General features: G+C 70.4%; 21 protein-coding genes. 9 read left to right on the top strand and 12 right to left on the bottom strand.

The window, feature by feature from the left end; genetic code table 11:
• Positions 1-16: 16 nt before the first annotated feature.
• Positions 17-1,390, top strand: a complete 1,374-nt coding sequence (locus ACZ6S0_RS12935) for a DUF58 domain-containing protein (RefSeq protein WP_465915974.1) — start codon at positions 17-19, stop codon at positions 1,388-1,390.
• On the opposite strand, the gene ACZ6S0_RS12930 is transcribed toward ACZ6S0_RS12935, so the two are convergent.
• The gene (locus tag ACZ6S0_RS12930; protein WP_465915973.1) at positions 1,387-2,379 is read right to left on the bottom strand and encodes a stage II sporulation protein M; all 993 of its coding nucleotides are present in this window, start codon (positions 2,377-2,379) and stop codon (positions 1,387-1,389) included. The two genes, ACZ6S0_RS12935 and ACZ6S0_RS12930, sit on opposite strands and share 4 nt — an antisense overlap.
• A gap of 51 nt (positions 2,380-2,430) precedes the next feature.
• Between ACZ6S0_RS12930 and ACZ6S0_RS12925 the strand changes: the two genes are divergently transcribed.
• Positions 2,431-3,360 (top strand): RDD family protein, encoded by a 930-nt coding sequence (locus ACZ6S0_RS12925; protein WP_465915972.1) that lies wholly within the window; start codon positions 2,431-2,433, stop codon positions 3,358-3,360.
• A 37-nt stretch (positions 3,361-3,397) separates the two neighbouring features.
• Here ACZ6S0_RS12925 and ACZ6S0_RS12920 read toward each other — a convergent pair whose 3' ends face one another.
• Together ACZ6S0_RS12920 and ACZ6S0_RS12915 are read right to left on the bottom strand one after the other, a co-directional pair.
• Positions 3,398-4,780 carry an LVIVD repeat-containing protein gene (locus ACZ6S0_RS12920; RefSeq protein WP_465915971.1) on the bottom strand — a complete coding sequence of 461 codons (1,383 nt, stop codon included), beginning with the start codon at positions 4,778-4,780 and terminating at the stop codon, positions 3,398-3,400.
• A 91-nt stretch (positions 4,781-4,871) separates the two neighbouring features.
• Complete coding sequence (locus tag ACZ6S0_RS12915; RefSeq protein WP_465915970.1) at positions 4,872-6,272, bottom strand: LVIVD repeat-containing protein; 1,401 nt, start codon at positions 6,270-6,272, stop codon at positions 4,872-4,874.
• A gap of 167 nt (positions 6,273-6,439) precedes the next feature.
• Between ACZ6S0_RS12915 and ACZ6S0_RS12910 the strand changes: the two genes are divergently transcribed.
• Complete coding sequence (locus ACZ6S0_RS12910; RefSeq protein WP_465915969.1) at positions 6,440-7,075, top strand: DUF305 domain-containing protein; 636 nt, start codon at positions 6,440-6,442, stop codon at positions 7,073-7,075.
• Positions 7,076-7,150: 75 nt separating this feature from the next.
• On the opposite strand, the gene ACZ6S0_RS12905 is transcribed toward ACZ6S0_RS12910, so the two are convergent.
• Together ACZ6S0_RS12905 and ahcY are read right to left on the bottom strand one after the other, a co-directional pair.
• Positions 7,151-8,386 (bottom strand): adenosylhomocysteinase, encoded by a 1,236-nt coding sequence (locus ACZ6S0_RS12905; RefSeq protein ID WP_465915968.1) that lies wholly within the window; start codon positions 8,384-8,386, stop codon positions 7,151-7,153.
• 75 nt (positions 8,387-8,461) lie between these two features.
• Positions 8,462-9,889, bottom strand: coding sequence for an adenosylhomocysteinase (gene ahcY / locus ACZ6S0_RS12900; protein WP_465915967.1), 1,428 nt, complete (start codon positions 9,887-9,889; stop codon positions 8,462-8,464).
• 103 nt (positions 9,890-9,992) lie between these two features.
• Here ahcY and ACZ6S0_RS12895 point away from each other — a divergent pair, with 103 nt between their 5' ends.
• Positions 9,993-10,361, top strand: coding sequence for a MerR family transcriptional regulator (locus ACZ6S0_RS12895; RefSeq protein ID WP_465915966.1), 369 nt, complete (start codon positions 9,993-9,995; stop codon positions 10,359-10,361).
• Positions 10,362-10,506: 145 nt separating this feature from the next.
• On the opposite strand, the gene ACZ6S0_RS12890 is transcribed toward ACZ6S0_RS12895, so the two are convergent.
• From ACZ6S0_RS12890 to ACZ6S0_RS12870, 5 genes are read right to left on the bottom strand one after another with little or no spacing between them, the layout of a single operon-like run.
• Entirely contained in the window at positions 10,507-11,439 is a 933-nt protein-coding gene (locus ACZ6S0_RS12890) for a cation diffusion facilitator family transporter (RefSeq protein ID WP_465915965.1), read from the bottom strand.
• Between the two features lie 48 nt (positions 11,440-11,487).
• On the bottom strand, positions 11,488-12,591 hold the full coding sequence (locus tag ACZ6S0_RS12885; RefSeq protein WP_465915964.1) for an SIS domain-containing protein: 1,104 nt from the start codon (positions 12,589-12,591) through the stop codon (positions 11,488-11,490).
• A complete protein-coding gene (locus ACZ6S0_RS12880) occupies positions 12,588-12,755 on the bottom strand; it encodes a Trm112 family protein (RefSeq protein ID WP_344895689.1) in 168 nt (55 codons plus the stop codon). The genes ACZ6S0_RS12885 and ACZ6S0_RS12880 overlap by 4 nt, the downstream gene beginning before the upstream one ends.
• A complete protein-coding gene (locus ACZ6S0_RS12875; RefSeq protein WP_465915963.1) occupies positions 12,752-14,113 on the bottom strand; it encodes a phosphomannomutase/phosphoglucomutase in 1,362 nt (453 codons plus the stop codon). The genes ACZ6S0_RS12880 and ACZ6S0_RS12875 overlap by 4 nt, the downstream gene beginning before the upstream one ends.
• Positions 14,114-14,152: 39 nt before the next feature.
• Entirely contained in the window at positions 14,153-14,521 is a 369-nt protein-coding gene (locus ACZ6S0_RS12870; RefSeq protein ID WP_132337802.1) for a DUF3499 domain-containing protein, read from the bottom strand.
• A gap of 395 nt (positions 14,522-14,916) precedes the next feature.
• Here ACZ6S0_RS12870 and ACZ6S0_RS12865 point away from each other — a divergent pair, with 395 nt between their 5' ends.
• Both ACZ6S0_RS12865 and ACZ6S0_RS12860 read left to right on the top strand, forming a co-directional pair.
• The gene (locus ACZ6S0_RS12865) at positions 14,917-15,354 is read left to right on the top strand and encodes a metallopeptidase family protein (RefSeq protein ID WP_465915962.1); all 438 of its coding nucleotides are present in this window, start codon (positions 14,917-14,919) and stop codon (positions 15,352-15,354) included.
• Positions 15,355-15,437: 83 nt separating this feature from the next.
• On the top strand, positions 15,438-15,638 hold the full coding sequence (locus ACZ6S0_RS12860) for a hypothetical protein (RefSeq protein WP_465915961.1): 201 nt from the start codon (positions 15,438-15,440) through the stop codon (positions 15,636-15,638).
• A gap of 243 nt (positions 15,639-15,881) precedes the next feature.
• Here ACZ6S0_RS12860 and ACZ6S0_RS12855 read toward each other — a convergent pair whose 3' ends face one another.
• Both ACZ6S0_RS12855 and ACZ6S0_RS12850 read right to left on the bottom strand, forming a co-directional pair.
• Positions 15,882-16,142: a WhiB family transcriptional regulator gene (locus ACZ6S0_RS12855; RefSeq protein ID WP_020546325.1), complete on the bottom strand. Its 261-nt coding sequence runs from the start codon at positions 16,140-16,142 to the stop codon at positions 15,882-15,884.
• 320 nt (positions 16,143-16,462) lie between these two features.
• Entirely contained in the window at positions 16,463-18,691 is a 2,229-nt protein-coding gene (locus tag ACZ6S0_RS12850; protein WP_465915960.1) for a DNA polymerase III subunit gamma/tau domain-containing protein, read from the bottom strand.
• Between the two features lie 181 nt (positions 18,692-18,872).
• Between ACZ6S0_RS12850 and cofD the strand changes: the two genes are divergently transcribed.
• The 3 genes from cofD to ACZ6S0_RS12835 all read left to right on the top strand — a co-directional run bounded on the left by cofD (position 18,873) and on the right by ACZ6S0_RS12835 (position 21,980).
• The gene (cofD, locus tag ACZ6S0_RS12845) at positions 18,873-19,811 is read left to right on the top strand and encodes a 2-phospho-L-lactate transferase (protein WP_465915959.1); all 939 of its coding nucleotides are present in this window, start codon (positions 18,873-18,875) and stop codon (positions 19,809-19,811) included.
• Positions 19,808-21,163 (top strand): coenzyme F420-0:L-glutamate ligase, encoded by a 1,356-nt coding sequence (locus tag ACZ6S0_RS12840; RefSeq protein ID WP_465915958.1) that lies wholly within the window; start codon positions 19,808-19,810, stop codon positions 21,161-21,163. Before cofD ends, ACZ6S0_RS12840 begins: the two co-directional genes overlap by 4 nt.
• 91 nt (positions 21,164-21,254) lie before the next feature.
• Positions 21,255-21,980 (top strand): lytic polysaccharide monooxygenase, encoded by a 726-nt coding sequence (locus ACZ6S0_RS12835; RefSeq protein WP_465915957.1) that lies wholly within the window; start codon positions 21,255-21,257, stop codon positions 21,978-21,980.
• Positions 21,981-21,998: the final 18 nt, after the last annotated feature.

The following is a 21,998-nucleotide window of genomic DNA, read 5'->3' as shown; positions in this document are numbered from 1 at the left end:
CAGGACGGGTGGGCCGATGGCTCTGACTGGACGCGCCGGGCTCGTCGCGGCGGTCGGGATCGTGGCGGTGCTGCTCGCGCCGCAGCCCGCCGCCGCGCTGGCCGGGGTATGCCTGCTGCTGGCCGCCGGGATCGTCGTGGACCTGGTCTTCGCCGGTGCCGTACGCCCGCTGCGCCTGCACCGCTCCGGCGACACGCTGATCCGGCTCGGCCAGCAGGCCACCGTGGAGCTGCTGGTCGAGAACCCGGGCGGCCGGCGGGTACGCGGCGTGCTCAGGGACGCCTGGCCGCCGTCCGCGGGCGTGGACCCGCGGGTCGCCGCGCTCGACGTGCCCGCCGGCGAGCGCCGCAAGATCGTCCTCACGCTCACGCCGACCAGGCGCGGCGACCGCTCCTCCGTGGGCGTCACCGTGCGCTCGGTCGGGCCGCTCGGCCTGGCCGCCCGCCAGGGAGCGCATCAGGCGCCGTGGACGGTCAGGGTGCTGCCGCCGTTCCTGTCGCGCAAGCACCTGCCCTCCAAGCTGGCCCGGCTCAGAGAGCTGGACGGGCAGCACCCGGCGCTGGTGCGCGGTCAGGGCACCGAGTTCGACTCACTGCGCGAGTACGTGGTGGGCGACGACGTGCGCTCCATCGACTGGCGGGCCTCCGCGCGCCGCGACGACGTGGTCGTCCGCACCTGGCGGCCCGAACGCGATCGCCGCGTGCTCATCGTGCTCGACACCGGCCGCACGTCGGCGGGGCGGGTGGGCGCCGCGCCGATCCCCCTGGCCGGGGCCGCGCCGAGTGGTGGCGGGCTGCTCGTGCGGCCGGATCTCCGTCCTGCGCCGGGCTGGCCGCGCCTCGACTGGTCGATGGACGCCGCGCTGCTGCTGGCCGCGCTGGCCGCCAGGGCCGGTGACCAGGTGGACTTCCTGGCCCACGACCGGGGCGTACGCGCCTGGGTGGGCGGGGCGTCCCGGACGGAGCTGTTGTCGTCGCTGGTCAACGTGATGGCGCCGATCGAGGCGGAGCTGGTCGAGGCCGACGCGCAGGGCATGGTGGCGGCCATACTGTCGCGGGCCAAACGGCGCTGCCTGGTGGTGCTGCTCACCGACCTGAACCCGGCGGCCATGGACGAGGGGCTCATGCCGGTGCTGCCGCAGCTCTCCTCGCGGCACCTGGTGCTGGTGGCCGGGGTGTCCGACCCGAGCGTGGCGGCCATGGCGGGCCTGCGGGGGTCGGTCGAGGAGGTGTACGACGCCGCGGCCGCCGAGCAGGCCCAGCTCGGGCGCAGGCGCATCACGGCCAGGCTGCGGCGGCACGGGGTCGAGGTCGTGGACGCGCCCCCGGACGACATCGCCCCGGCGCTGGCGGACGCGTACCTGGCGTTGAAGGCCCAGGGACGCCTCTAGGTGGTCGGGGCGACGTCGGGGGCGCGCTCGATGTCGCCGGTCTCGTTCCTGAGCAGGGCACGGCGGCCGAAGACGATCACGTACGCGAGGAAGGCCACCTCGGCGAGCGCCCCGATGCCCACCCGCGCCCACGTGGGCAGCCCCGACGGCGTCACGAACGCCTCGATCAGCCCCGACAGGAACAGCACCACGACCAGGCCCAGCGCCACGCTCATCACCGCCCGGCCCTGTTCGGCCAGCACGTCGAGCCGCCTGCGCGGGCCAGGGGCGATGACCGTCCAGCCCAGGCGCATGCCCACGGCCGCGGCCAGGAACACGGCGGTCAGCTCCAGCAGGCCGTGCGGGAGGATCAGGCCGAAGAAGATGTCCAGCTTGTCCCTGGAGGCCATCAGGCCGGCGGAGACGGCGACGTTCTCGGCGTTGGCGTAGAGCGCGTACGGGATGGGCAGCCCCAGGAGCACCGCGTAAATGATCATCTGGGCGGCGATCCACGCGTTGTTCGTCCAGACGCGGCCGGCGAAGGAGGCGGCCGGGTGCTCGGAGTAGTAGTCGGCGAAGTCCTCGTTGACGAGTTGGGTGATCTGGTCCGGGCTCGCGATCGACGCCTGGACCTCCGGATTGGCCGCCACCCACGCCGCGATCACCCACGAGACCGCCACGAACGCCACCGAGGAGGCCAGCCACCACCACCTCGCCCGGTAGGCCACCACGGGGAAGGACACCGTGAAGAAGCGGGTCAGCTCCCGCCAGGCGGGCGTGTGCGCGCCGGTCACCGCGGACCTGGCCCTGGCCACCAGCGCCGACAGCCGCCCGACGAGCATCGCGTCCGTGGACGACGACCGGACGATGGACAGATGCGTGGCCACCCGCTGGTAGAGCTCCACCAACTCGTCCACCTCGGTGCCCGTCAGCGACGAACGGCGCTTGACCAGGTGGTCGAGCCGATCCCAGACCGGGCGGTGTGCTGTGACGAACGCATCGATGTCCACCCGAACATTCTGGCCGCTCGATCAGGGGAACATAGCCGTTAGGCTCCACATATGTCAGAGGTTGTGACCGGCGATGCCGTCGTCCTCGATGTACGGGTGGCGCAGGTGCCCACCCGCGCCGTGGCGACCCTCATCGACCTGACCGTGCAGTTCACGGTGCTGGTGGGGGCCTACCTGCTGTTAGGCGCGTTCGCTCCCGTCACCGACTTCGCCATGTTCGCCACCGTCATGCTCGTGCTGCTGGTGCTGGTGATGGTGGGCTATCCGGTGATGTTCGAGACCTTCAGCAGGGGGCGCAGCCTCGGCAAGCTGGTGCTCGGGCTGCGGGTGGTCGGCGACGACGGGAGCCCCGAGCGCTTCCGCCAGGCGTTGTTCCGCGGGCTGGCGGGGGTGCTGGAGTTCTGGCTGCTTTCAGGGGCTCCGGCGCTGATCTCGTCGCTGGTCTCGCAGCGCGGCAAGCGACTCGGCGACGTGTTCGCGGGCACCATCGTGATCTCCGAACGGGCGCCGCGCGACAGGACGACCGCGATCATGATGCCACCGCAGCTCGTGAGCTGGGCGGCCACACTGGAGCTCTCCCAGCTCCCCGACGAGGTGGCGCAGGCCGCCAGACAGTACCTGTCGCGCTGGCACGACCTGTCACCCCAGGTGCAGTACGAGATGGGCGTGCGCATCGCGACCCAGATGGCGGCCTACGTCTCGCCCGCCGCCCCCGCCGGGGTCCCCGCCCACGCTTATCTCAGCGCCGTCCTGGCCGAGCGGCGACGGCGGGAGCAGGCGCGCTTCGCCCAGCGGATGGGAAAGGCGGCGGTGCCGCCGCCGGTGCAGAGCGTGCCTCCTCCTCGGGGGCCCGCCTACCCGCTTCCCCCGCCGAATATCCCGCAGGGGGCACCGTACGCGCCGCCGCCTCCCTACGTGCCCCCGGCGCCCGCGCCGGAGCCGCCGAGGGCGACTCCGGGCGGGTTCGCGCCACCGCAGTAGAGCCTCGGTGGAGCGCGTTCATGGGGACGCCGTCACCTCAGTGGCGTCCCCATCCGCGGTACGACTCCTGCGTCTGCACGTTCAACCGGTCGGTACGAACGTGCCTGGCGTCGTCCGTCAGCCGATCGTTGATCTTGATGACGTCGAGGCCCTCGTTGAAGTCGGCCGCGTAGATGTAGCCGTTGTAGTAGTAGGCGGACCAGACGCCGCCGCCACCGCCCGCCGCGCGGGGACCGCGCTCGAAGAAGCCGATCTCCCTCGGGTTGGCGGCGTCGGTGAAGTCCCAGATCGACACCCCGCCCATGTACCACGCCTGCACCATGATGTCGCGGCCCTTGACCGGGATCAGCGAGCCGTTGTGCGCGACGCAGTTCTCGCTGTCGGCCTGGTACCGCGAGATCTTGAAGTAGCTCTTGAACACGAGCTGCCCGTTCACGATCTCGTAGATCGCGTCCGCCCCGCGGTTCGGCCCGGTCGCCTCGTTGCAGGTGGCCGCGCCACCGCCGCCGAGTTCGTCGGTGAAGACGACCTTCTTGGCGTCGTTGGTGAAGGTGGCCGAGTGCCAGAACGCGAAGTTCGGGTCCGTGGTCCTGGCGGTGACCTTCGGGTTCAGCCGGTCGGAGATGTCGAACAGCACGCCGTCACCCATACACGCGCCCGCCGCGAGGTCCTTCTCGGCGAACGTGGTGATGTCGTGGCAGCCGCTGGTCGGCACCAGCAGCCCCGGCTGGGTCTCGTTGCCGCCGTCGGGGAAGACGACCGGCGTGGCGGCCACCGCGGCGGCGCCCGGGTCCCGCAGCGGCACCTTGATGATCGAGATCTTGTCGTGCGGCGGCGCGCAGTCGGGGAAGTTCGCGGCCGGCAGATACGACGACACGTAGATGTAGACGTTCTTGTTCCGGTCGCGGCCCTTGCCCGGCACCAGGGTCAGGGTGTGGGAGCCGCAGTTGGTCTCGACCGACTTGATGTACTTCGGGTTGGCCTTGTCGGAGACGTCGAAGATGCGGACGCCCTCCCACGACTCCTTGATCGCCGCGCTCTGCGAGGTGCTGTTGCACGAGTCGTCGCTGCGCGAGGAGTCCACGGCGGTGAACAGCAGGTCACCGTAGACGCTCACGTCCATCTGGCTGCCCGGGCAGACGACCGAGCTGACGGGCTTGGCCTTCTTGGGGTTGCGGATGTCGTAGATCGAGAAGCCGCCGTAGTTGCCGACGTAGGCGTAGTCGCCCTGGAAGGCGATGTCGGTGTTGATGTTGGCGGCGATCGGGGCGGGCTTGGGGATGTTCAGCACATGGCTCACGTTGGGGCTGGTGACCACGGTGTCGGGCGGCGGGATGTCGGCGGCCAGCGCGGGCACGCCCGCCAGCACTAAGACGGCGGCCGCCGCCGCCACGATCAGGGAACGGCGCGGTGAGGACACTCGGGAGCCTCCTTGAGCAGGTTTGTCCGTTGGGAACCCGGTGAAAACGGGAACGACGGGGACCCGTTCCGGGCCCCCGTCGTGTGGTCGGTCAGTAGTCGTGGCCGTGCCCGCGCTCGGGGTACGACGCCTGCGTCTGCGCGTTCAGCGAGCGCATCTTGACGCCGTTGGCCTTGTTCGTCCGCGAGTCGTTGATTTTCAGCACATCGAGGCCGAGGTTGAAGTCGGAGCCGTAGATGTAGCCGTTGTAGTAGTAGGCCGACCAGAAGCCGCCGGACAGCGCCGGCGCGGTGTTGTCGGGGCCGCGCTCGAAGTAGGCGATCTCCTGCGGGTTCGCGGAGTCGGTGAAGTCGACCACCGAGATCCCGCCCTGGTACCACGCCTGCACCATGATGTCGCGGCCCTTGACCGGGATCAGCGAGCCGTTGTGGGCCACGCAGTTCTCGGTGTCGGCCTGGTGCCGGGCGATCTTGAAGTAGCCCTTGAACACGAACTGACCGTCGACGATGTCGTAGTACGCGTTCGCGCCCTTGACGGGACCGATGGCCTCGTTGCAGGTCGCCCTGGTGCCGCCGCCCAGCTCGTCGGTGAAGATGACCTTCGTGCCCTCGTTGTTGAACGTGGCCGAGTGCCAGAAGGCGAAGTTGGCCTCGTCGCGGGCGGTCGCGGTGACCTTGGGCCGTTCGGGGTCGCGGATGTCGAGCAGGATGCCCTCACCCATGCAGGCTCCGGCGGCGATGCCCTTCTCCGGGTAGGCCGTGATGTCGTGGCAGCCCGTGGTGGCGGACTTGCCGTTCGGGTACGACCCCGGCACGCCAGGGAACCCGCCGTCGGGGAACAGGTTCGGCGTGGCCACGACCGAGGCCGCCGTCGGGTTCTTCAGCGGCACCTTGACGATGGAGATGAGGTCGTGCGGCGTCTTGCAGTCGGGGAAGGTGTCACTCGGCGAGTAGGACGAGATGTAGATGTAGACGTTCTCACGCCTGCGGTCGGGCACCAGCGTGTTGGTGTGGGAGCCGCAGTTCGTCTCGACCGACTTGATGTACTTCGGGTTGGCCTTGTCGGAGACGTCGAAGATGCGGATGCCCTCCCACGACTCCTTGATCGTGGCGCTCTGCGAGGTGCTGCTGCACGAGTCGTTGTTGCGCGATGAGTCGACGGATCCGAACAGCAGGTTGCCGTAGACGGTCACGTCCATCTGACCACCGGGGCAGACGACCGAGCTGACCAGCGACGTCTTCTTCGGGTTCTTGATGTCGTAGATCGAGAAGCCGTAGTAGTTGCCGACGTACGCGTAGTCGCCCTGGAAGGCGATGTCGGTGTTGATGTCGGCAAGAGCCTCTGGCTTGGGCACGTTGGTGACGTGCTTGATGTTGGGGCTCATGACGATCTCGCCGGGAGCGGGGATGTCCGCAGCCTGGGCAGGAGCCACTAAGCCCGCAAGCGCGATGAGCGCCGCGCCCAGGACGAGGGCTCTGCGGGGGGTGAACACTCGGGGTCCTCCTATAAAGGGGGCATAAACCTAAGCAATCCTCACCTTTCTTCGCGTTGGAGGCCAGCGTCCAACGTGTCAAATTTTGTTCCTGTTCGCCCCCTTTTCATCCGACCCCAAATCACCTAAAGTGCCCATTCTCTACCGAAGTCAGTACAGGAGGCTGAGTGCGCGCTGCACTCGTCGTCGTCATGGGCCTGGTCGTCGCCCTGTCCGGCTGCAGCTCCAGCACGACGCCGCAGGCCCCGCGGGCCGACTCGACGGCGCCCGTGATCGCGCCCGGACGTCCGGGTGAGCAGGCCAAGACGTTGTCACCGGCGGAGGCCGCCACGGCCGTGCCGTCCGCCCCGCCCAACGCCGCGGACGTCAAGTACGTCCAGGACATGGTCGTGCACCACCGGCAGGCCATGGACATGGCGCTGCTCGCCCCCAACCGGGCCGAATCCGCCCAGCTCAAGACCCTGGCCGACCGGATCCAGGCGGCGCAGGGCCCGGAGATCCAGTTCATGTCCACGTGGCTGCGGGAGGAGGAGCAGAAGGTGCCCGAGCACCACGCGGCGCACGAGGGCATGCCGGGGATGGCCACGCCGGAGCAGATGGAGGCGCTGAAGGCGGCCAAGGGCAAGGACTTCGACCGGCTGTTCCTCGAACTCATGATCAACCACCACCTGGGCGCGATCAAGATGTCGGAGCAGGTGCTGACCAACGGGTCGCACATCCGGATCGAGGAGCTGGCGAGCGACGTCAGCGTGACCCAGACGGCGGAGATCCGCCGCATGCAGGAACTCCAGAAGGCGCTGTAACCCGCTGCGGGGCGGGCCTCACGCCGTCCGGCGCGAGGTGCGCCCGCGCCCGCGCGAAGGGCTACGGTCGCGTGGTCAGGAGCCGACTCGCCAGGAGTGGAGATAGTCCTCCTGCTCGGGCGTGAGCAGGTCGATGCCGATGCCCGCGGCGGCGAGCTTGAGCCTGGCCACCTCGTGGTCGATCTCCTCGGGCACGTCGTAGACCCCGGGGACGAGGTTCGCGCGCTCACCGGCGAGCCACGCCACGGCGAGGGCCTGGGCCGAGAACGACATGTCCATGACGGCCGCGGGATGCCCCTCGGCGACCGTGAGGTTGACCAGGCGGCCCTCGGCGAGCAGCAGGAGCCGCCGGCCGTCGGGCAGGACGTACTCGTCGGTGCTCGGCCGTACGCCCCGGTGCACCTCGTGGGCCAGCTCGTCCAGCGCCCGTACGTCGATCTCCACGTCGAAGTGCCCCGCGTTGGCCAGGATCGCGCCGTCCTTCATGACCGACAGGTGCTCGGCCCTGATCACGTCACGGTTGCCCGTCACGGTGACGAACAGGTCGCCGAGCAGCGCGGCCTGCGCCATCGGGCGCACCTCGTAGCCCTGCAGGGTCGCGTCGAGCGCCTTGACGGCGTCGATCTCGGTCACGATCACCCGGGCCCCGAAGCCCTTGGCCCGCTCGGCCACGCCCCGCCCGCAGAACCCGAACCCCGCCACCACCACCGTACGCCCGGCCAGCAGGGTGTTGGTGGCCCGCATGATGCCGTCGAGCGTGGACTGGCCGGTGCCGTACCGGTTGTCGAACATGCGCTTGGTCCGCGTGTCGTTCACGGCCACGACCGGGAAGCGCAGCGCGTCCTCGGCCGCCATCTGGCGCAGCCTGATGATGCCGGTCGTGGTCTCCTCGCACCCGCCGCTCACCCGTTCGAGCAGGTCGACCCGCTCGGTGTGCAGGATGTTGACGAGGTCGCAGCCGTCGTCCAGCACGAGGTCGGGCTCGACGTCGAGTGCCTGGTGGATGTGCCGGTAGTAGGTGGCCCGGTCGACCCCGGCCCGCGCGTGCACCGCGATCCCGTACGCGCGCAGCGCCTGCGCCACGTCATCCTGCGTGGACAGGGGGTTGGAGGCGGCCAGGGCGATCTCCGCGCCGCCCGCCTTCAACGCGCCCATGAGCACGGCCGTCTCGGCGGTGACGTGCAGGCAGGCCGCGATCCTCAGCCCGTCGAGCGGCCGTTCGAGCGCGAACCGCTCGCCGACCGCCGTCAGCACGGGCATCGCGCGGGCGGCCCAGGAGATCTGCCGTTCGCCGCTTTCACTGAGGTCCATCGCCAGCCTTAACCGAGGAGCACCGGGCAAGGGCTCCGGGAGGCGGGTGCCCGCCCCCGGAGCCGCCAGAACGATCTAGTAGCGGTAGTGGTCCGACTTGTACGGGCCCTCGACGTGGACGCCGATGTAGCCTGCCTGCTCCTTGGTCAGCTCGGTGAGCTTGACGCCCAGGGCGTCGAGGTGCAGGCGGGCGACCTTCTCGTCCAGGTGCTTGGGCAGCGTGTAGACGCCGATCGGGTATTCGGCGGTCTTGGTGAACAGCTCGATCTGCGCGATCACCTGGTTGGTGAACGAGTTGGACATGACGAAGCTGGGGTGGCCCGTCGCGCAGCCCAGGTTCATCAGGCGGCCCTCGGCCAGCACGATGATCGAGTGCCCGTCGGCGAACACCCACTCGTCGACCTGCGGCTTGATGTTGTTCTTGGCGACCCCGGGCAGCTTGGCCAGGCCGGCCATGTCGATCTCGTTGTCGAAGTGGCCGATGTTGGACACGATCGCCTGGTGCTTCATCCGCGCCATGTGGTCGGCGGTGATGATGTTGAAGTTGCCGGTGGCGGTGACGAAGATGTCGGCGATGCCGACGACCTCGTCGAGCGTGGTCACCTGGAAGCCGTCCATGGCCGCCTGGAGGGCGCAGATCGGGTCGATCTCGGTGACGATCACGCGGGCGCCCTGGCCGCGCAGCGCGTCGGCGCAGCCCTTGCCGACGTCGCCGTAACCGCAGACCACGGCCACCTTGCCGCCGATCAGCACGTCGGTGGCGCGGTTGAGGCCGTCGATGACGGAGTGGCGGCAGCCGTACTTGTTGTCGAACTTCGACTTGGTGACCGAGTCGTTGACGTTGATCGCCGGGAAGTAGAGCTGGCCGTTCTTGTGCATCTCGTAGAGGCGGTGCACACCGGTGGTGGTCTCCTCGGTGACGCCCTTGACGCTCTCGGCGACCTTGGTCCACTTCTGGTCGGCGCCGACCGTGCGGGTGAGCAGGTCGACGATGACGTGCCACTCCTCCGGGTCGTCGGCCGTGGCCGGGGGCACGGCGCCGGCCTTCTCGTACTCGGCGCCCTTGTGGACGAGGAGCGTGGCGTCGCCGCCGTCGTCGAGGATCATGTTGGGGGCGGTGCCGTCGGGCCAGGTGAGCGCCTGCTCGGTGCACCACCAGTATTCCTCCAGCGTCTCGCCCTTCCAGGCGAACACCGGCACGCCCCGCGGGTCTTCGACCGTGCCGTCGGGGCCGACGACCGCCGCGGCGGCGGCGTGGTCCTGGGTGGAGAAGATGTTGCAGCTCACCCAGCGCACTTCGGCGCCGAGGGCCACCAGCGTCTCGATGAGGACGGCGGTCTGGATCGTCATGTGCAGGGAGCCCATGATCTTCGCGCCGCGAAGGGGCTGGGAGGCCGCGTATTCCTTGCGGATTGCCATGAGACCGGGCATCTCGTGCTCGGCGAGCCGGATCTCCTTGCGGCCGAAGTCGGCAAGTGAAAGGTCTGCGACCTTGAAGTCCATCGGGTTTCCCCTCGCGTCACGGATGGTTGTCGCGGACGAGTCTAGGCGGGGCTCGTACGGGGGCGCATCACGCGAACGGGGAAACTGACGTAAGAATGTAAGAATGCGGATCACGGAAGCGGCCAAGCGGCTCGGCATGTCCCCGCGAATGCTCCGATACCGGGAAGCGCTCGGCCTGTTGCCGCCGGTACGGGAGCAGGGGGCACACCGGCGTTTCGGACCGGAGGAGCTGGCCGCGGTGGCTCAGGGTGTGGAGCTGGAGAAGCGGTTCGACGTGTCACCGGCGGAGCTGGCGTTCGCGCTGCGCGTACTCAGCGAGCCCTCGGTGGCGTCGGCCGTACGCGACCTCGGGGTCCGGATCGGCCGCATCCAGGTGCCCCGCCGAGCCCTCGACTTCGAGAAGGAGAAGGCCCTGCGCCTCCTCCGCCCCAACCCCACCCCCCAGGCCACACCCCGCCGCCCCCGCCTTTGACACACAAGCCACCCCTCACGTCCACTGAAAGGACCGCACCCCGGACGGCGGAAACCTGCCCCCGCAGGCGCCCCCAGCCTCCCCCCAAAAGGACGGCACCCCGGACGGCGGGAACCGCCGGGGTGCGGGCCTGGTACGGCGGACGTCAGGTGGAGGCCGGTGCGCTCCGGAGCCGGTCGAGGTCGGGTTCGAGGTAGATCACCCGCGCGATCGGCACCGCCTCCCGGATGCGCCGCTCGGCCTCGTTGATCCCGTGGGCCACGTCGGCCGCCGTCTCGTCGTGCTCGACCGCGATCTTCGCCGCGACCAGCAGCTCCTCCGGCCCCAGGTGCAGCGTCCGCATGTGGATGACCCGCGTCACCTCGGGCGCGTTCTCCAGGGCGGCCCGGATCTGGTCCTCCATCTCCGGCGAGGCGCCCTCACCGACGAGCAGCGACTTCGTCTCGATGGCCAGCACGATCGCGATCACCGCCAGCAGCACACCGATCATCAGGGTGCCGACGCCGTCCCAGACGCCGTCGCCGGTGACCACCGCCATCGTCACGCCGAACAGCGCGAAGATCAGGCCGAGCAGGGCCCCGAGGTCCTCCAGCAGGATGACGGGCAGCTCGGGCGACTTCGACCGCCGGATGAACGCGATCCACGACTGCTTCCCGCGTACGTGGTTCGACTCCTGGATCGCCGTACGGAACGAGAACGACTCGGCGATGATCGCGAAGATCAGCACCGCGAACGCCCAGATCGGCGACTCCACCTGGTGCGGGTCGGAGATCTTGTGGATGCCCTCGTAAAGCGAGAAGGCCGCACCGATCGTGAACAGCACCACCGCCACCACGAAGGCGTAGAAGTAGCGCTCGCGACCATAGCCGAACGGATGCTCCCTGGTGCTGGCCCTGGCCGCGCGCTTGCCGCCCACCAGCAGCAGCACCTGGTTGCCCGAGTCGGCGACGGAGTGGATGCCCTCCGCCAGCATCGAGGACGAACCGGTGAAGAACGCGGCCACGAACTTGGCCACGGCGATCGCCAGGTTCGCGGTCAAGGCCGCGATGATTGCTTTGGTTCCGCCGCTCGCGCTCACCGATCTTCTCCACTCATAAAGACCACTACAAAGACCCGCCAGGGGATCCTATTGCGAAATTCTGGCCTTCACCTCAGTGATCGCTGACACGGGGGTCGGATCGATGTCGTATCCCAGCGCCAGATAGGTGCTGGCGAAGTCGCCGAGCCCGATGAGAGAGGCCATCCGCTCCAGCGGATGCACGCCCTCGGCCGCCAGCTCGGTGACGGGCACGTCGCGCTCGCGCGCCAGCCGGAGCGACGCCTCGCGCCGCCGCGTCACCTGGGGGTGCTCCTCGACGTCGCGCAGGACGACGAGCCTGAGCGTGCGCCCGGCGGTGTCGGCGAAGATGTCGCGCTCGGCCAGCGGCCCGTCGAGCGCCGCCACCTGGTGGTGCCCGGCCTCGGGCAGCTCGCCGTGGATCGCGGGGTATTTCGCGTTCGCGTTGAGCTGGGCGGCCAGCCGGTGCGCCGCCACGGCCGCCACCGGCGACGAACCCCAGATCATCGGTACGGTCTCAGCCAGGTCCATCGCGAGCGACTTGCCGGGATTGATGAACGACTCGCTCGACGGCCGGCACCGGTGGGCGAAGTCCTCCAGGGACCTGGCCACCCGTTCGAACAGGTCGGCGTCGGCCTGCACCAGCCGCAGCGCGGCGGCGGCCACGATCGGGGGCACGCTCAGCAGCCACAGGTTGGCCCTGGACTGGCCGGTGACCGGCACCGGCACGTAGACCGCCGACGCCTGGACGGCGACGGCCTCCAACGGGGAGTCGGGGGCGCCCACGCCGAGCAGCGTGCAACCGCGCCGCACGGCCTGCGTGGCCAGGGCGAGCGTCTCCTCGGTGGCGCCGGAGCCGGAGACGGCGATGACCAGGTCGGTGGCCCCCACCCAGCCGGGGAGCTGGTAGGAGCGCACGGTCACGATCGGCAGCGGGGAGCCGTTGCCGACCACGGCCGCCAGGAGGTCACCGGCGATGCCGGCACCGCCCATGCCCGCGACCACGATGGCCCGCGGGCGACTGCCGGCCAGGCGGTCGACGCGCGCCTCGACGGCGTTGCGGTAGCCGGTGCGTATGTGAGCCGCGGAGGCGGCCACGGCCGGGAGCATGCCGCCAGGATCGGCCTCGCTGAGGTGACGCTGGTCGTCGAGCCGCTCCGGCTCCCAGGTCACGGCTTCCTGGCCTCGTCGACGAGCAGGACCGGAATGTCATCCCTGACCGGGTAGATCAGCCCGCAGCCGGTGCACGCCAGCTCGTCGGACTCGCTCTCGGCCCGCAGCGGCGCCTTGCACGCCGGGCAGGCCAGGATCTCCAGCAGCCAGTCGTCGATCTTCACTCTGACACCTTTCCCACGATGGCGAGAACCTCGTCGGCGATCGCCGTCATCTTGCTTTCGTCGGCCGCCTCGGCGTTCAGCCTGAGCAGCGGCTCGGTGTTGGAGGCCCGCAGGTTGAACCACCAGCCGGACCCGTTCACGGTCAGCCCGTCGAGCTCCTCGAACTCCCCGCGCCCCGCGAACGCCTCCCGCACCCCCCGCAGCGCCTCCGCCTGGTCGGACACCGCACTGTTGATCTCTCCGGAGCCGTGGTAGCGCGAGTAGCCCCCGACGACCTCCGACAGCGGCCGGTCCTGCTCTCCCAGGGCGGCCAGCACGTGCATGGCGGCCAGCATCCCCGAGTCGGCGAACCAGAAGTCCCTGAAGTAGTAGTGGGCGGAGTGCTCGCCGCCGAAGACGGCCCCGGTGCGCGCCATCTCGGCCTTGATGAACGAGTGCCCCACCCGCGTGCGCACCGGTACGCCACCGTGCTCGCGCACGATCTCCGGCACGGCCATGGACGTGATCAGGTTGTGGATGACCGTCGCCCCGGGGTGTTTGGCCAGCTCGCGCACCGCCACCAGCGCCGTGACCGAGGACGGCGAGACCGACTCACCCCGCTCGTCGATCACCCAGCACCGGTCGGCGTCGCCGTCGAAGGCCAGCCCGAGGTCGGCACCGCTCTCGGTGACCGCCCGCTGCAGGTCGACCAGGTTCTGCGGCTCCAGGGGGTTGGCCTCGTGGTTGGGGAAGCTCCCGTCGAGCTCGAAGTAGAGGGGGACGAGGTCGATCGGCAACCCGTCGAACACCGCGGGAACCGTGTGCCCGCCCATGCCGTTGCCCGCGTCGACGACCACCTTCAGCGGCCGGATCGCGCGCAGGTCGACCAGGGCGCGCAGGTGGTCGGCGTAGCCCGGCAGGAGGTCTTTCTCGATCAGCGAACCGCCGGGCGGGCTGATGCTCCCGGTCGTGGCCCCGACCAGCTCGGCCGCCCTGTCGCGGATCTCCGTCAGCCCCGTGTCGCCGCCGATCGGCACCGCACCGGACCTGCACATCTTCATGCCGTTGTAGCGGGCGGGATTGTGGCTGGCGGTGAACATCACCCCGGGCAGCCCCAGGCTGCCGCTGGCGTAGTAGAGCAGGTCGGTCGAGCCCAGCCCGGTGTGCACGACGTCGGCACGGCGCGAACGGGCGCCGCGGATGAACGCCTCGGCCAGCGACGGGGACGACTCGCGCATGTCATGCGCCACCACGACCGACTCGGCCCCGGTCACCTCGACGAAGGCGGCCCCCACCGCCTCGGCGGTCGGCTCGTCGAACTCGTCGGGAACCACACCGCGAACGTCGTACGCTTTGAAGATCTTGGCGAGATCGCCCACCAGCTCCGCCCTAGGTCGTTTCCGCCTGACAGGACGAGCCTACCGGTCGCGGTGCTGCTGGGCCGATCTCAGAACGCGCAGGTGCCCGCGACGGCCGACCTCGACGCCTTGGCCGACCGGCTCGCCGCCACCGGAGGGGCTGGGCCGCGCGGCCTCCCGCACCGCGTTGGCCAGCGCCTCGAGGTCGTCGGAACTGGGGGACGCGCCGTCCGTCGGCAGTCGCACCACCTCCCAGCCACGGGGGGCGGTCAGTCGCTCGGCGTGTTCGGCGCACAGGTCATAGCAGTGTGGCTCCGCGTACGTCGCCAGGGGGCCGAGAACAGCGGTCGAGTCGGCGTATACGTACGTGAGCGTGAAGACGGCAGGCTGGCTGCAGGCGGTGCGGGAACAGCGGCGGACGGGGCTCACGGAGGGACCGTATCTGGTAAGAGTGCGAGACGCCACTACCTGAGCGCTCTTAACGAGCGTGTCGCCACAATTCGGACACCTGTCGCAGCCTTTCCACCCACATGCCCCAAAGTCTCCATCCCTTCCCCCGCATCCGTCACACCCGCCTCTGCCGCATCTCCCACCCCGGCTCTCCCCGGCTCCCCACCAGCGCAATCCCGCACCGAACCATGATCTTCACCGCTTTTCGCAACCACTCGGCCAACCTTCCCTTCGAAACCCCCACATCTCTTCCCAAACCCATCGCCTCCCGTCCCGGTGCCGCGCCGCGACCACGGCCCTGCCGATCCCCCTCCCGACCTGCGGGCCGATGCCGATCCCTGGGATGGCGGCGGCGGCCCCGTACACTTGCTGACGTGACTCAGAAGCGCGGTCCCAGACGGCGCGATCGCCACGGTCGCGGCCTCCGCGGCCCGCTCGCCCCCTCCCACATCCCCATGGCCAAGTCCCGCAGCGAACGCTTCGACGACCTGGTGCTCGACGCCGTCGACCGGCTCAGGCCCCGCTGGGAGAGGCAGCTCTCGGCGGTGGAGTTCGCGGTGGAGGACGTGCCGCCGCTGAGCGAGCTGGGTGACGGCCCGCGGCTCAACTCCGAGCCGATCCCCTTCGGCCGCGCCGACGCGGCCACCGGCCAGTCACCGGCCTCGGTCGTCGTCTACCGCCGCCCGCTGGAGGCGCGGGCCAGAGACCGGGACACCTTGGGGGCGATGGTCCACGACACCGTGGTGGAGCAGGTGGCCACGCTGCTGGGCCTGACCCCTGAGACCGTCGACCCGGGCTACGACGACCGCTGACCCCCCGTCGTCGGTGCCGGTGGGTTGTCGCGGGGGCCCGCTGAGCCCACCGCCGTGGCGGCGATGAGTTTCGCGGTGCCCACGTGTCCAACTGGATGAGCAGGTTGGCCGAGCGTCTGGACGCCCCGGTCGAGCAGCTCGGCGGGAGGGGGATCGAGGTGGCGCCGTCGGGGGCCGCGACCACGATCGCCCTCGTGCCGACCGCCCCTGGCGCGACGGCCGGGGCCAAGACGGGGATCCGACTCACCGTGCCGGACGCGCGGCGGCGCTGCACGAGGAGCTGACCGAGCGCGGGGTCTGACGTGGGTGAACTGCTGCGGTGGGAGGGCGTGCCACCGAGGCTCGCCCTCCGGGACCCGGACGGCAACGGGCTCGAGATCGTCGAACAGCGGGGGAAGAGCGCCCGGTGGAGGCGGCGGTCAGAGCGGGGAGCGTCGTCCGCAGGCAGGCAGGTCCGGGGATGCCGAAAGTCCGGGGATGCGAAAAGGGTCACACGGCTCCCCGCGTGACCCCTTCCCCCCTTGTACCTAAACGGCCTGGCGCTTGATCCGTCTGCGCTCCCGCTCGGACAGCCCACCCCAGATGCCGAAGCGCTCATCGTGCTCGAGTGCGTATTCCAGGCACTCGGCACGGACCTCGCACGATCGGCAGACCTTCTTGGCCTCTCGGGTGGAGCCGCCCTTCTCCGGGAAGAACGCCTCCGGATCCGTCTGCGCGCACAACGCGCGCTCCTGCCAGCCGAGTTCTTCAGCGTCAAGCTGATCCTGTGCGATGACCGGATCGGTCACTGCACACCTCCCTGCCGCCCGCCCGCAATGGAGCCCCCCATGGACGCCTTCCTTAGTACCCACCCACGGGAAGGCGTAACAACATGGTTGTAATTACACGCGCGTGCTGTACGTGGCGTCAAGCGGCATGCAGGTATCCGGGGAAAGACCAGATCTCGCCCCGGTGTGCTCGGCATGTGAAGTTCGCACCCGGCCGACGCCCTACGCGCATGGGGCATCGGCCTGGCTCGTTCAACGCTCTCAGCGGTCGGAACCGTACCAGGGCGGGATAGACGGCCGCCCGTGGCCCACCTTCTCTCTAGCCGTTCATTGCCGGTCCGTTACCTGCGTGGCTCATTGGGGGTGTATATGGCGGTCGGGTCGATCGGGTCGTCTCCGGGACGGCGCTGGTCGCCCCCGAAGCCGCTCCCTGCCCCGTACTGGGTGGGGTCGAGCCGCATCGTCGACTCGCCCTGCACGTCGGGCCAGCCCGGCGCGGCCTGGTGGGTGGGCTGGTACTGGCCCTGCTGGGGCTCGTACCCGCCGCCGTGCTGAGGGCCGCCGTGCTGAGGGGTGCCGTGCTGAGGGCCGGGGTACTGCTGCGGGCCGGGCTGCTGAGCGCCCGGGTGCTGCGGGGGCTGCGGGGCGGGCTGCTGCGGGTGGCCGAAGGGGTCGTCGTACTGCCTGCCCGGCTGGCCCGTCGGCTGGCCCGCGTAGTCGGGGACGCGCAGCTCGGGCTGGGTGCCGACGTTCGACTGGTACGTCTCCGCCTGCTGGTAGGCGTCCATGAGCTGCTGGGAGCGCGGGTCCACGGGCAGGTCGTGCTCCTGGTACGCCGAGTCCTGGTAGGCGGGCTCGCGGTACGCCGGCTCCTGGGCCGAGGGCTCCTGGTACGTGGGCGGCGCAGTGTACTCGTGACCCGAGTAGCCGGTGAACGGCTGCCCGCCCTGCTGCGATTGGTCGAACGCGCTCTGCCCGAAGTAGGGCTGCTGCCCGAACGAGGGCTGCTCGGTCTGCGGGTACTGGACGTTCGGGCTGGTGTCGGCCGGGGGGTAGGCCGGGTCGGCCGGGGGCGCGTACGGATTGCCCTGCTGCTCCCCTGCCGGGGCGTACGGGGTGGGCTGGTCGTTCGCGGGCGGCGCGTACGGGTTCGGGCTGGGCTCGCCGTAGACGTTCGGCTGGCTGTCCGCCGCGACGTACGGGGCCGGGGTGTACTCGCCGACCGGCGGGGTGGAGTACTCCTGGACCGAGGGGGCGGAAGGAGCCGAGGGGGCGGTGTCGGCCGGGGCGTATGCCTGCTGGCCGATGCTCTGGGGGGCGTAGGCGGCCTGGGAGTCCTGCTGTTCCGGCTGGCGCTGGTCGGAGGGGGCGGCCGGGAGCGCTCCCCTGATCGGCGGGTACGCCTCCGCCGCGGGCGGGGCGTAGGCCGCCGCCTGGGCGTCGGGCTGCTCGGCCTGGCCACCGTAGCCGGACACCTGGCCGTAGCCGGGCGTGGAGTGGGGCTGCTGGCCGTAGCCGGGCGTGGACGGGGGCTGCTGGCCGTAGCCGGGGCTCGACGGGAGCTGCTGGAGGTGGCCGGGCTGCTGTCCGGACAGAGGCTGCTGGGCGTAACCGGGCGTCGAGTGGGGCTGCTGGGCGTAACCGGGGGTGGAGGAGGGCTGCTGGGCGTAACCGGGGGTGGAGGGGGGCTGCTGGGCATAGCCGGGGGTGGACGGGGGCTGCTGGCCGTAGCCCGGCTGCTGGCCCGACTGGGGTTCCTGGGCGTACGCGGCGGGCTGCTGGTCATGGGGACCGCCGAAGCCGGGCTGGCCCGCCGGGGGCTGCTGGCCGTAACCCGGCTGCTGGCCGGAGGGGGACTGCTGGGCGTGCGCGGCGGGCTGCTGGTCATGGAGGCCGCCGTAGCCGGGCTGCTGCTCGTGGAGGCCGCCGTAGCCGGGCTGCTGCTCGTGGGGGCCGCCGTAGGCGGGCTGCTGGGCCGCCGGGGGCTGCTGGGCGAAGCCGGGCTGCCCGTAGCCGGGCTGGGGCTGGTCGGGCTGCCCGTAGCCGGGGCCCGCCTGCGGCTGGTCGTACGCCTGCTGGGGCTGGTTGCCGAAGAAGCCGGGCTGCGGGCCGAACTGGCCGTGGTACACCTGGGCGGCGGGACGTTCCGGCAGCACCTGCGGGAGCAGGTAGACCAGGGCGACGGCGGTCAGGGCGAGGGTGGGCACCCCGAGGAGCAGATACTCGATCGTGCCACGGGCGCCGACTCCCGCGAACAGGCCAGCCAGCAGCGCCACCAGGCCGAACACCGTGGCGAGCAGCAGGCCCGCCGCCGCGCCGTACGTGATCGGCTTGGCCTTGGGCGACGGCCGGCCCACCTGGGTGACCAGCAGCACCGAGCCGAGCAGCAGCGCCGTCACGACCGGGCTCGTCACGCCCGAGAAGCCGTTCATCGCGCGCTCCGCGAAGGACGACGACATGGACGAGCCGATCAGGATGCGACCGATCGCCAGCACCACGGTCATCAACCCGGTGACGACCATGATCCAGGCGGCCGGCTCCTTCAGCCGGGCGACGTCAAGTTTGCTCACAACTACCCCCATCGGACCCTTTGGCCCGAAGGGAGTTTGCCACATGACTGACCCAGCCGCCGGGAGTCCCAGGAACCACTTCCATATCAAATGCCCAAATACCTGGACGTACCGCGCAGACAAATGTCGGAAAACCGAGCCAGGGATGGGGTTGTCAGAGCCCGGTGAAAGACTGGGCCGCATGCACATCGTGTCACTCGCCGGGGGCATCGGGGGCGCCCGGTTCCTGCGCGGACTGCGGGCCACCGCACCGCACGCCTCGATCACCGTCATCGGCAACACCGGTGACGACATCACCCTGTTCGGCCTGCGGGTCTGCCCCGACCTCGACACCGTGATGTACACCCTGGGCAACGGCATCGACGAGGAGCAGGGCTGGGGCCGGGCCAAGGAGACTCACGTCGTCAAGGAGGAGCTGGCCGCGTACGGCGTCGAGCCGCAGTGGTTCGGCCTGGGCGACCGCGACTTCGCCACCCACATCGTGCGCTCGCAGATGCTGGAGGCGGGCTATCCGCTCTCGCAGATCACCCAGGCGCTCTGCACGCGCTGGCAGCCGGGCGTGCGGCTGCTGCCGATGACCGACGACCGCTGCGAGACCCACGTCGTGATCGAGGACGAGCACGGCAAGCGGGCGATCCACTTCCAAGAGTGGTGGGTGCGACTGCGCGCGTCCGTGCCCGCGCAGTCGTTCGCGCTGATCGGGGTCGACACCGCCAAGCCCGCGCCGGGCGTGCTGGAGGCCATCGAGCAGGCCGACGTGGTCGTCCTGCCGCCGTCCAACCCGGTGGTGAGCATCGGGACGATCCTCCAGGTTCCCGGCATCCGCGAGGCCCTGCTGCCCAAGACCGTCGTGGGCGTCTCGCCGATCATCGGCGGCGCCCCGGTCAGGGGCATGGCCGACGCCTGCCTGACGGCCATCGGTGTGGAGACGACCGCGCAGGCCGTGCTCGACCTGTACGGGTCCGAGCTGATCGACGGCTGGCTGGTGGCCGAGGAAGACTCCGGCGTCGCCCTCGACGGCGTACGCGTGGTGGCCAGGCCGATCCTCATGCACGATGCCGAGGCCGCGGCCGACATCGCCCGCACCGCGCTCGACCTGGCCCAGGAGCTGGCCGGATGACCGCCGACTCCCCCACCCCCGCTTCCCCACAGCCCACTTCCCCGCAGCCCGGCTCGCCTGCGGTCGCCTCCGCTCAGCGCGTCGAGGTGATCGCCGTGACCGGCATCGGCGAGGTGCGGGCGGGTGACGACGTGGCGGCGCTGCTGTCCGGCGCGGATCTGCGCGACGGCGACATCGTCGTGGTCACCTCCAAGATCGTGAGCAAGGCCGAGGGCCGGACACGCCAGGCGCCCGACCGCACCGAGGCGATCGCGGCGGAGACCGAGCGCGTGGTCGCCAGGCGCGGCGACACCGTGATCGCCCAGACCCGGCACGGCTTCGTCATGGCCGCCGCCGGGGTCGACGCCTCCAACACCGAGCCCGGCACCGTGCTGCTCCTCCCGGACGACCCCGACGCCTCGGCCCGGCGCATCAGGGCGGGGCTGGCCGGCAAGCGAGGCGGGGTGCGGGTCGGGGTGATCGTGTCCGACACGTTCGGGCGGCCCTGGCGCAACGGGCTCACCGACGTGGCCATCGGGGTGGCCGGCGTACGCCCTCTCGACGACTTCCGCGGCGCCTCCGACTCCTACGGCAACCAGCTCAACGCCACGGTCACCGCGCTGGCCGACGAGATCGCGAGCGCGGCCGAGCTGGTCAAGGGCAAGCTCGATGGCGTTCCCGTGGCGATCGTGCGCGGGCTGTCCCACCTGGTGACCGGTGACGACGGGCCGGGGGTGCGGCCGCTGGTGCGGGCGGCCGACGACGACCTGTTCCGTTACGGGTCGCGTGACGTGGTGTTCGCCCGCCGTACGATCAGGGAGTTCGCCGACCGGCCCGTCGATCCCGAGGCGGTCCGCAGGGCGGTCGCGGCGGGCATCGCGGCGCCCGCGCCGCACCACACGACGCCGTGGCGGTTCGTGTTGCTGGAGTCACCGGAGACCAGGGTCAAGCTGCTCGACGCCATGCGCGAAGCGTGGATCGCCGATCTGCGCGGCGACGGGTTCACCGAGCAGTCGATCGCCAAGCGGGTCAGGCGCGGCGACGTGCTGCGCAACGCGCCCTACCTGGTCGTGCCGTGCCTGGTGATGGCGGGCTCGCACACCTACCGCGACGATCGGCGCAACGCGTCGGAGCGGGAGATGTTCGTCGTGGCCACCGGCGCCGGGGTGGAGAACTTCCTCATCCAGCTCGCCGTCGAGGGGCTCGGCTCGGCGTGGGTGTCGTCCACGATGTTCTGCCGTCCGGTGGTGCGCGAGGTGCTCGACCTGCCCGATTCGTGGGACCCGATGGGCTGCGTGGCCGTCGGCCATGCCGCCGCGCCGCCGCGCGACCGGGCTCCGCGCGACCCAGGGGACTTCATCGTCACGCGCTGACTGGGGTTCCAACTACGGTCAACCAGCCGTTTACCGTTAGGAAAGTTTCCTTTACATTTGAACCAACCCCCCGTGTAAAGGAGCCACTTTCATGAGAAGGACGCTCACGTTACTGGCCGTGGTGGTGATCGCGGTCGCCACCACGGTGTTCAACACCACGCCGGCGTTCGCGCACGGCTACATCAACTCACCGCCCAGCCGCCAGGCCAACTGCGCGCAGGGCAAGGTCCCCAACTGCGGCAACATCATCTACGAGCCGCAGAGCGTGGAAGGCCCGAAGGGGCTGCGTAGCTGCCATGCCAACCTCGGGCAGTTCGCGCAGCTCAGCGACGAGAGCAAGCCGTGGCCCGTGGCCTCGGTGGGCAGCACCGTCACCTTCAACTGGGTGTTCACGGCCCGGCACGCCACGCTCAACTACGAGTACTACATCGGCAACACGCGGGTGGCCGTGTTCAACGGCAACGGCCAGCAACCCCCGGCGACCGTCCAGCACACGGTCAACTTCTCCGGCTACTCGGGCCGGCAGAAGGTGCTGGCCATCTGGAACATCTCCGACACGGCCAACGCCTTCTACTCGTGCGTCGACCTGAACTTCGGCGGCGGTGGCGGCAACCCGAACCCGACGCCCACGCCGACGCCCACCCCGACGCCGACCCCGACGGCGACCACGCCTTCGGGCACCTGGCAGACCGGTGCGGCGTACAGCCCCGGCAACACCGTCACCTACAACGGCGCCTCGTACCGGTGCCTCCAGTCGCACACCTCGATCTCCGGCTGGGAGCCGCCGAACGTCCCGGCGCTCTGGCAGCGCGTCTAGCGCCGCCCGAACGGTCCA

It is taken from the genome of Nonomuraea sp. NPDC051298 (genome assembly GCF_055586305.1).
Note: the sequence above shows the minus strand (reverse complement) of the source record. Positions and strands in the feature narration are given on the sequence as shown.

Coding starts and splice junctions, on each gene's coding strand:
- ACZ6S0_RS12935 (WP_465915974.1), top strand. CDS start 17: ATGGCTCTGACTGGACGCGCCGGGCTCGTCGCGGCGGTCGGGATCGTG.
- ACZ6S0_RS12925 (WP_465915972.1), top strand. CDS start 2,431: ATGTCAGAGGTTGTGACCGGCGATGCCGTCGTCCTCGATGTACGGGTG.
- ACZ6S0_RS12835 (WP_465915957.1), top strand. CDS start 21,255: ATGAGAAGGACGCTCACGTTACTGGCCGTGGTGGTGATCGCGGTCGCC.
- ACZ6S0_RS12895 (WP_465915966.1), top strand. CDS start 9,993: ATGCGGATCACGGAAGCGGCCAAGCGGCTCGGCATGTCCCCGCGAATG.
- cofD (WP_465915959.1), top strand. CDS start 18,873: ATGCACATCGTGTCACTCGCCGGGGGCATCGGGGGCGCCCGGTTCCTG.
- ACZ6S0_RS12840 (WP_465915958.1), top strand. CDS start 19,808: ATGACCGCCGACTCCCCCACCCCCGCTTCCCCACAGCCCACTTCCCCG.
- ACZ6S0_RS12905 (WP_465915968.1), bottom strand. CDS start 8,386: ATGGACCTCAGTGAAAGCGGCGAACGGCAGATCTCCTGGGCCGCCCGC.
- ahcY (WP_465915967.1), bottom strand. CDS start 9,889: ATGGACTTCAAGGTCGCAGACCTTTCACTTGCCGACTTCGGCCGCAAG.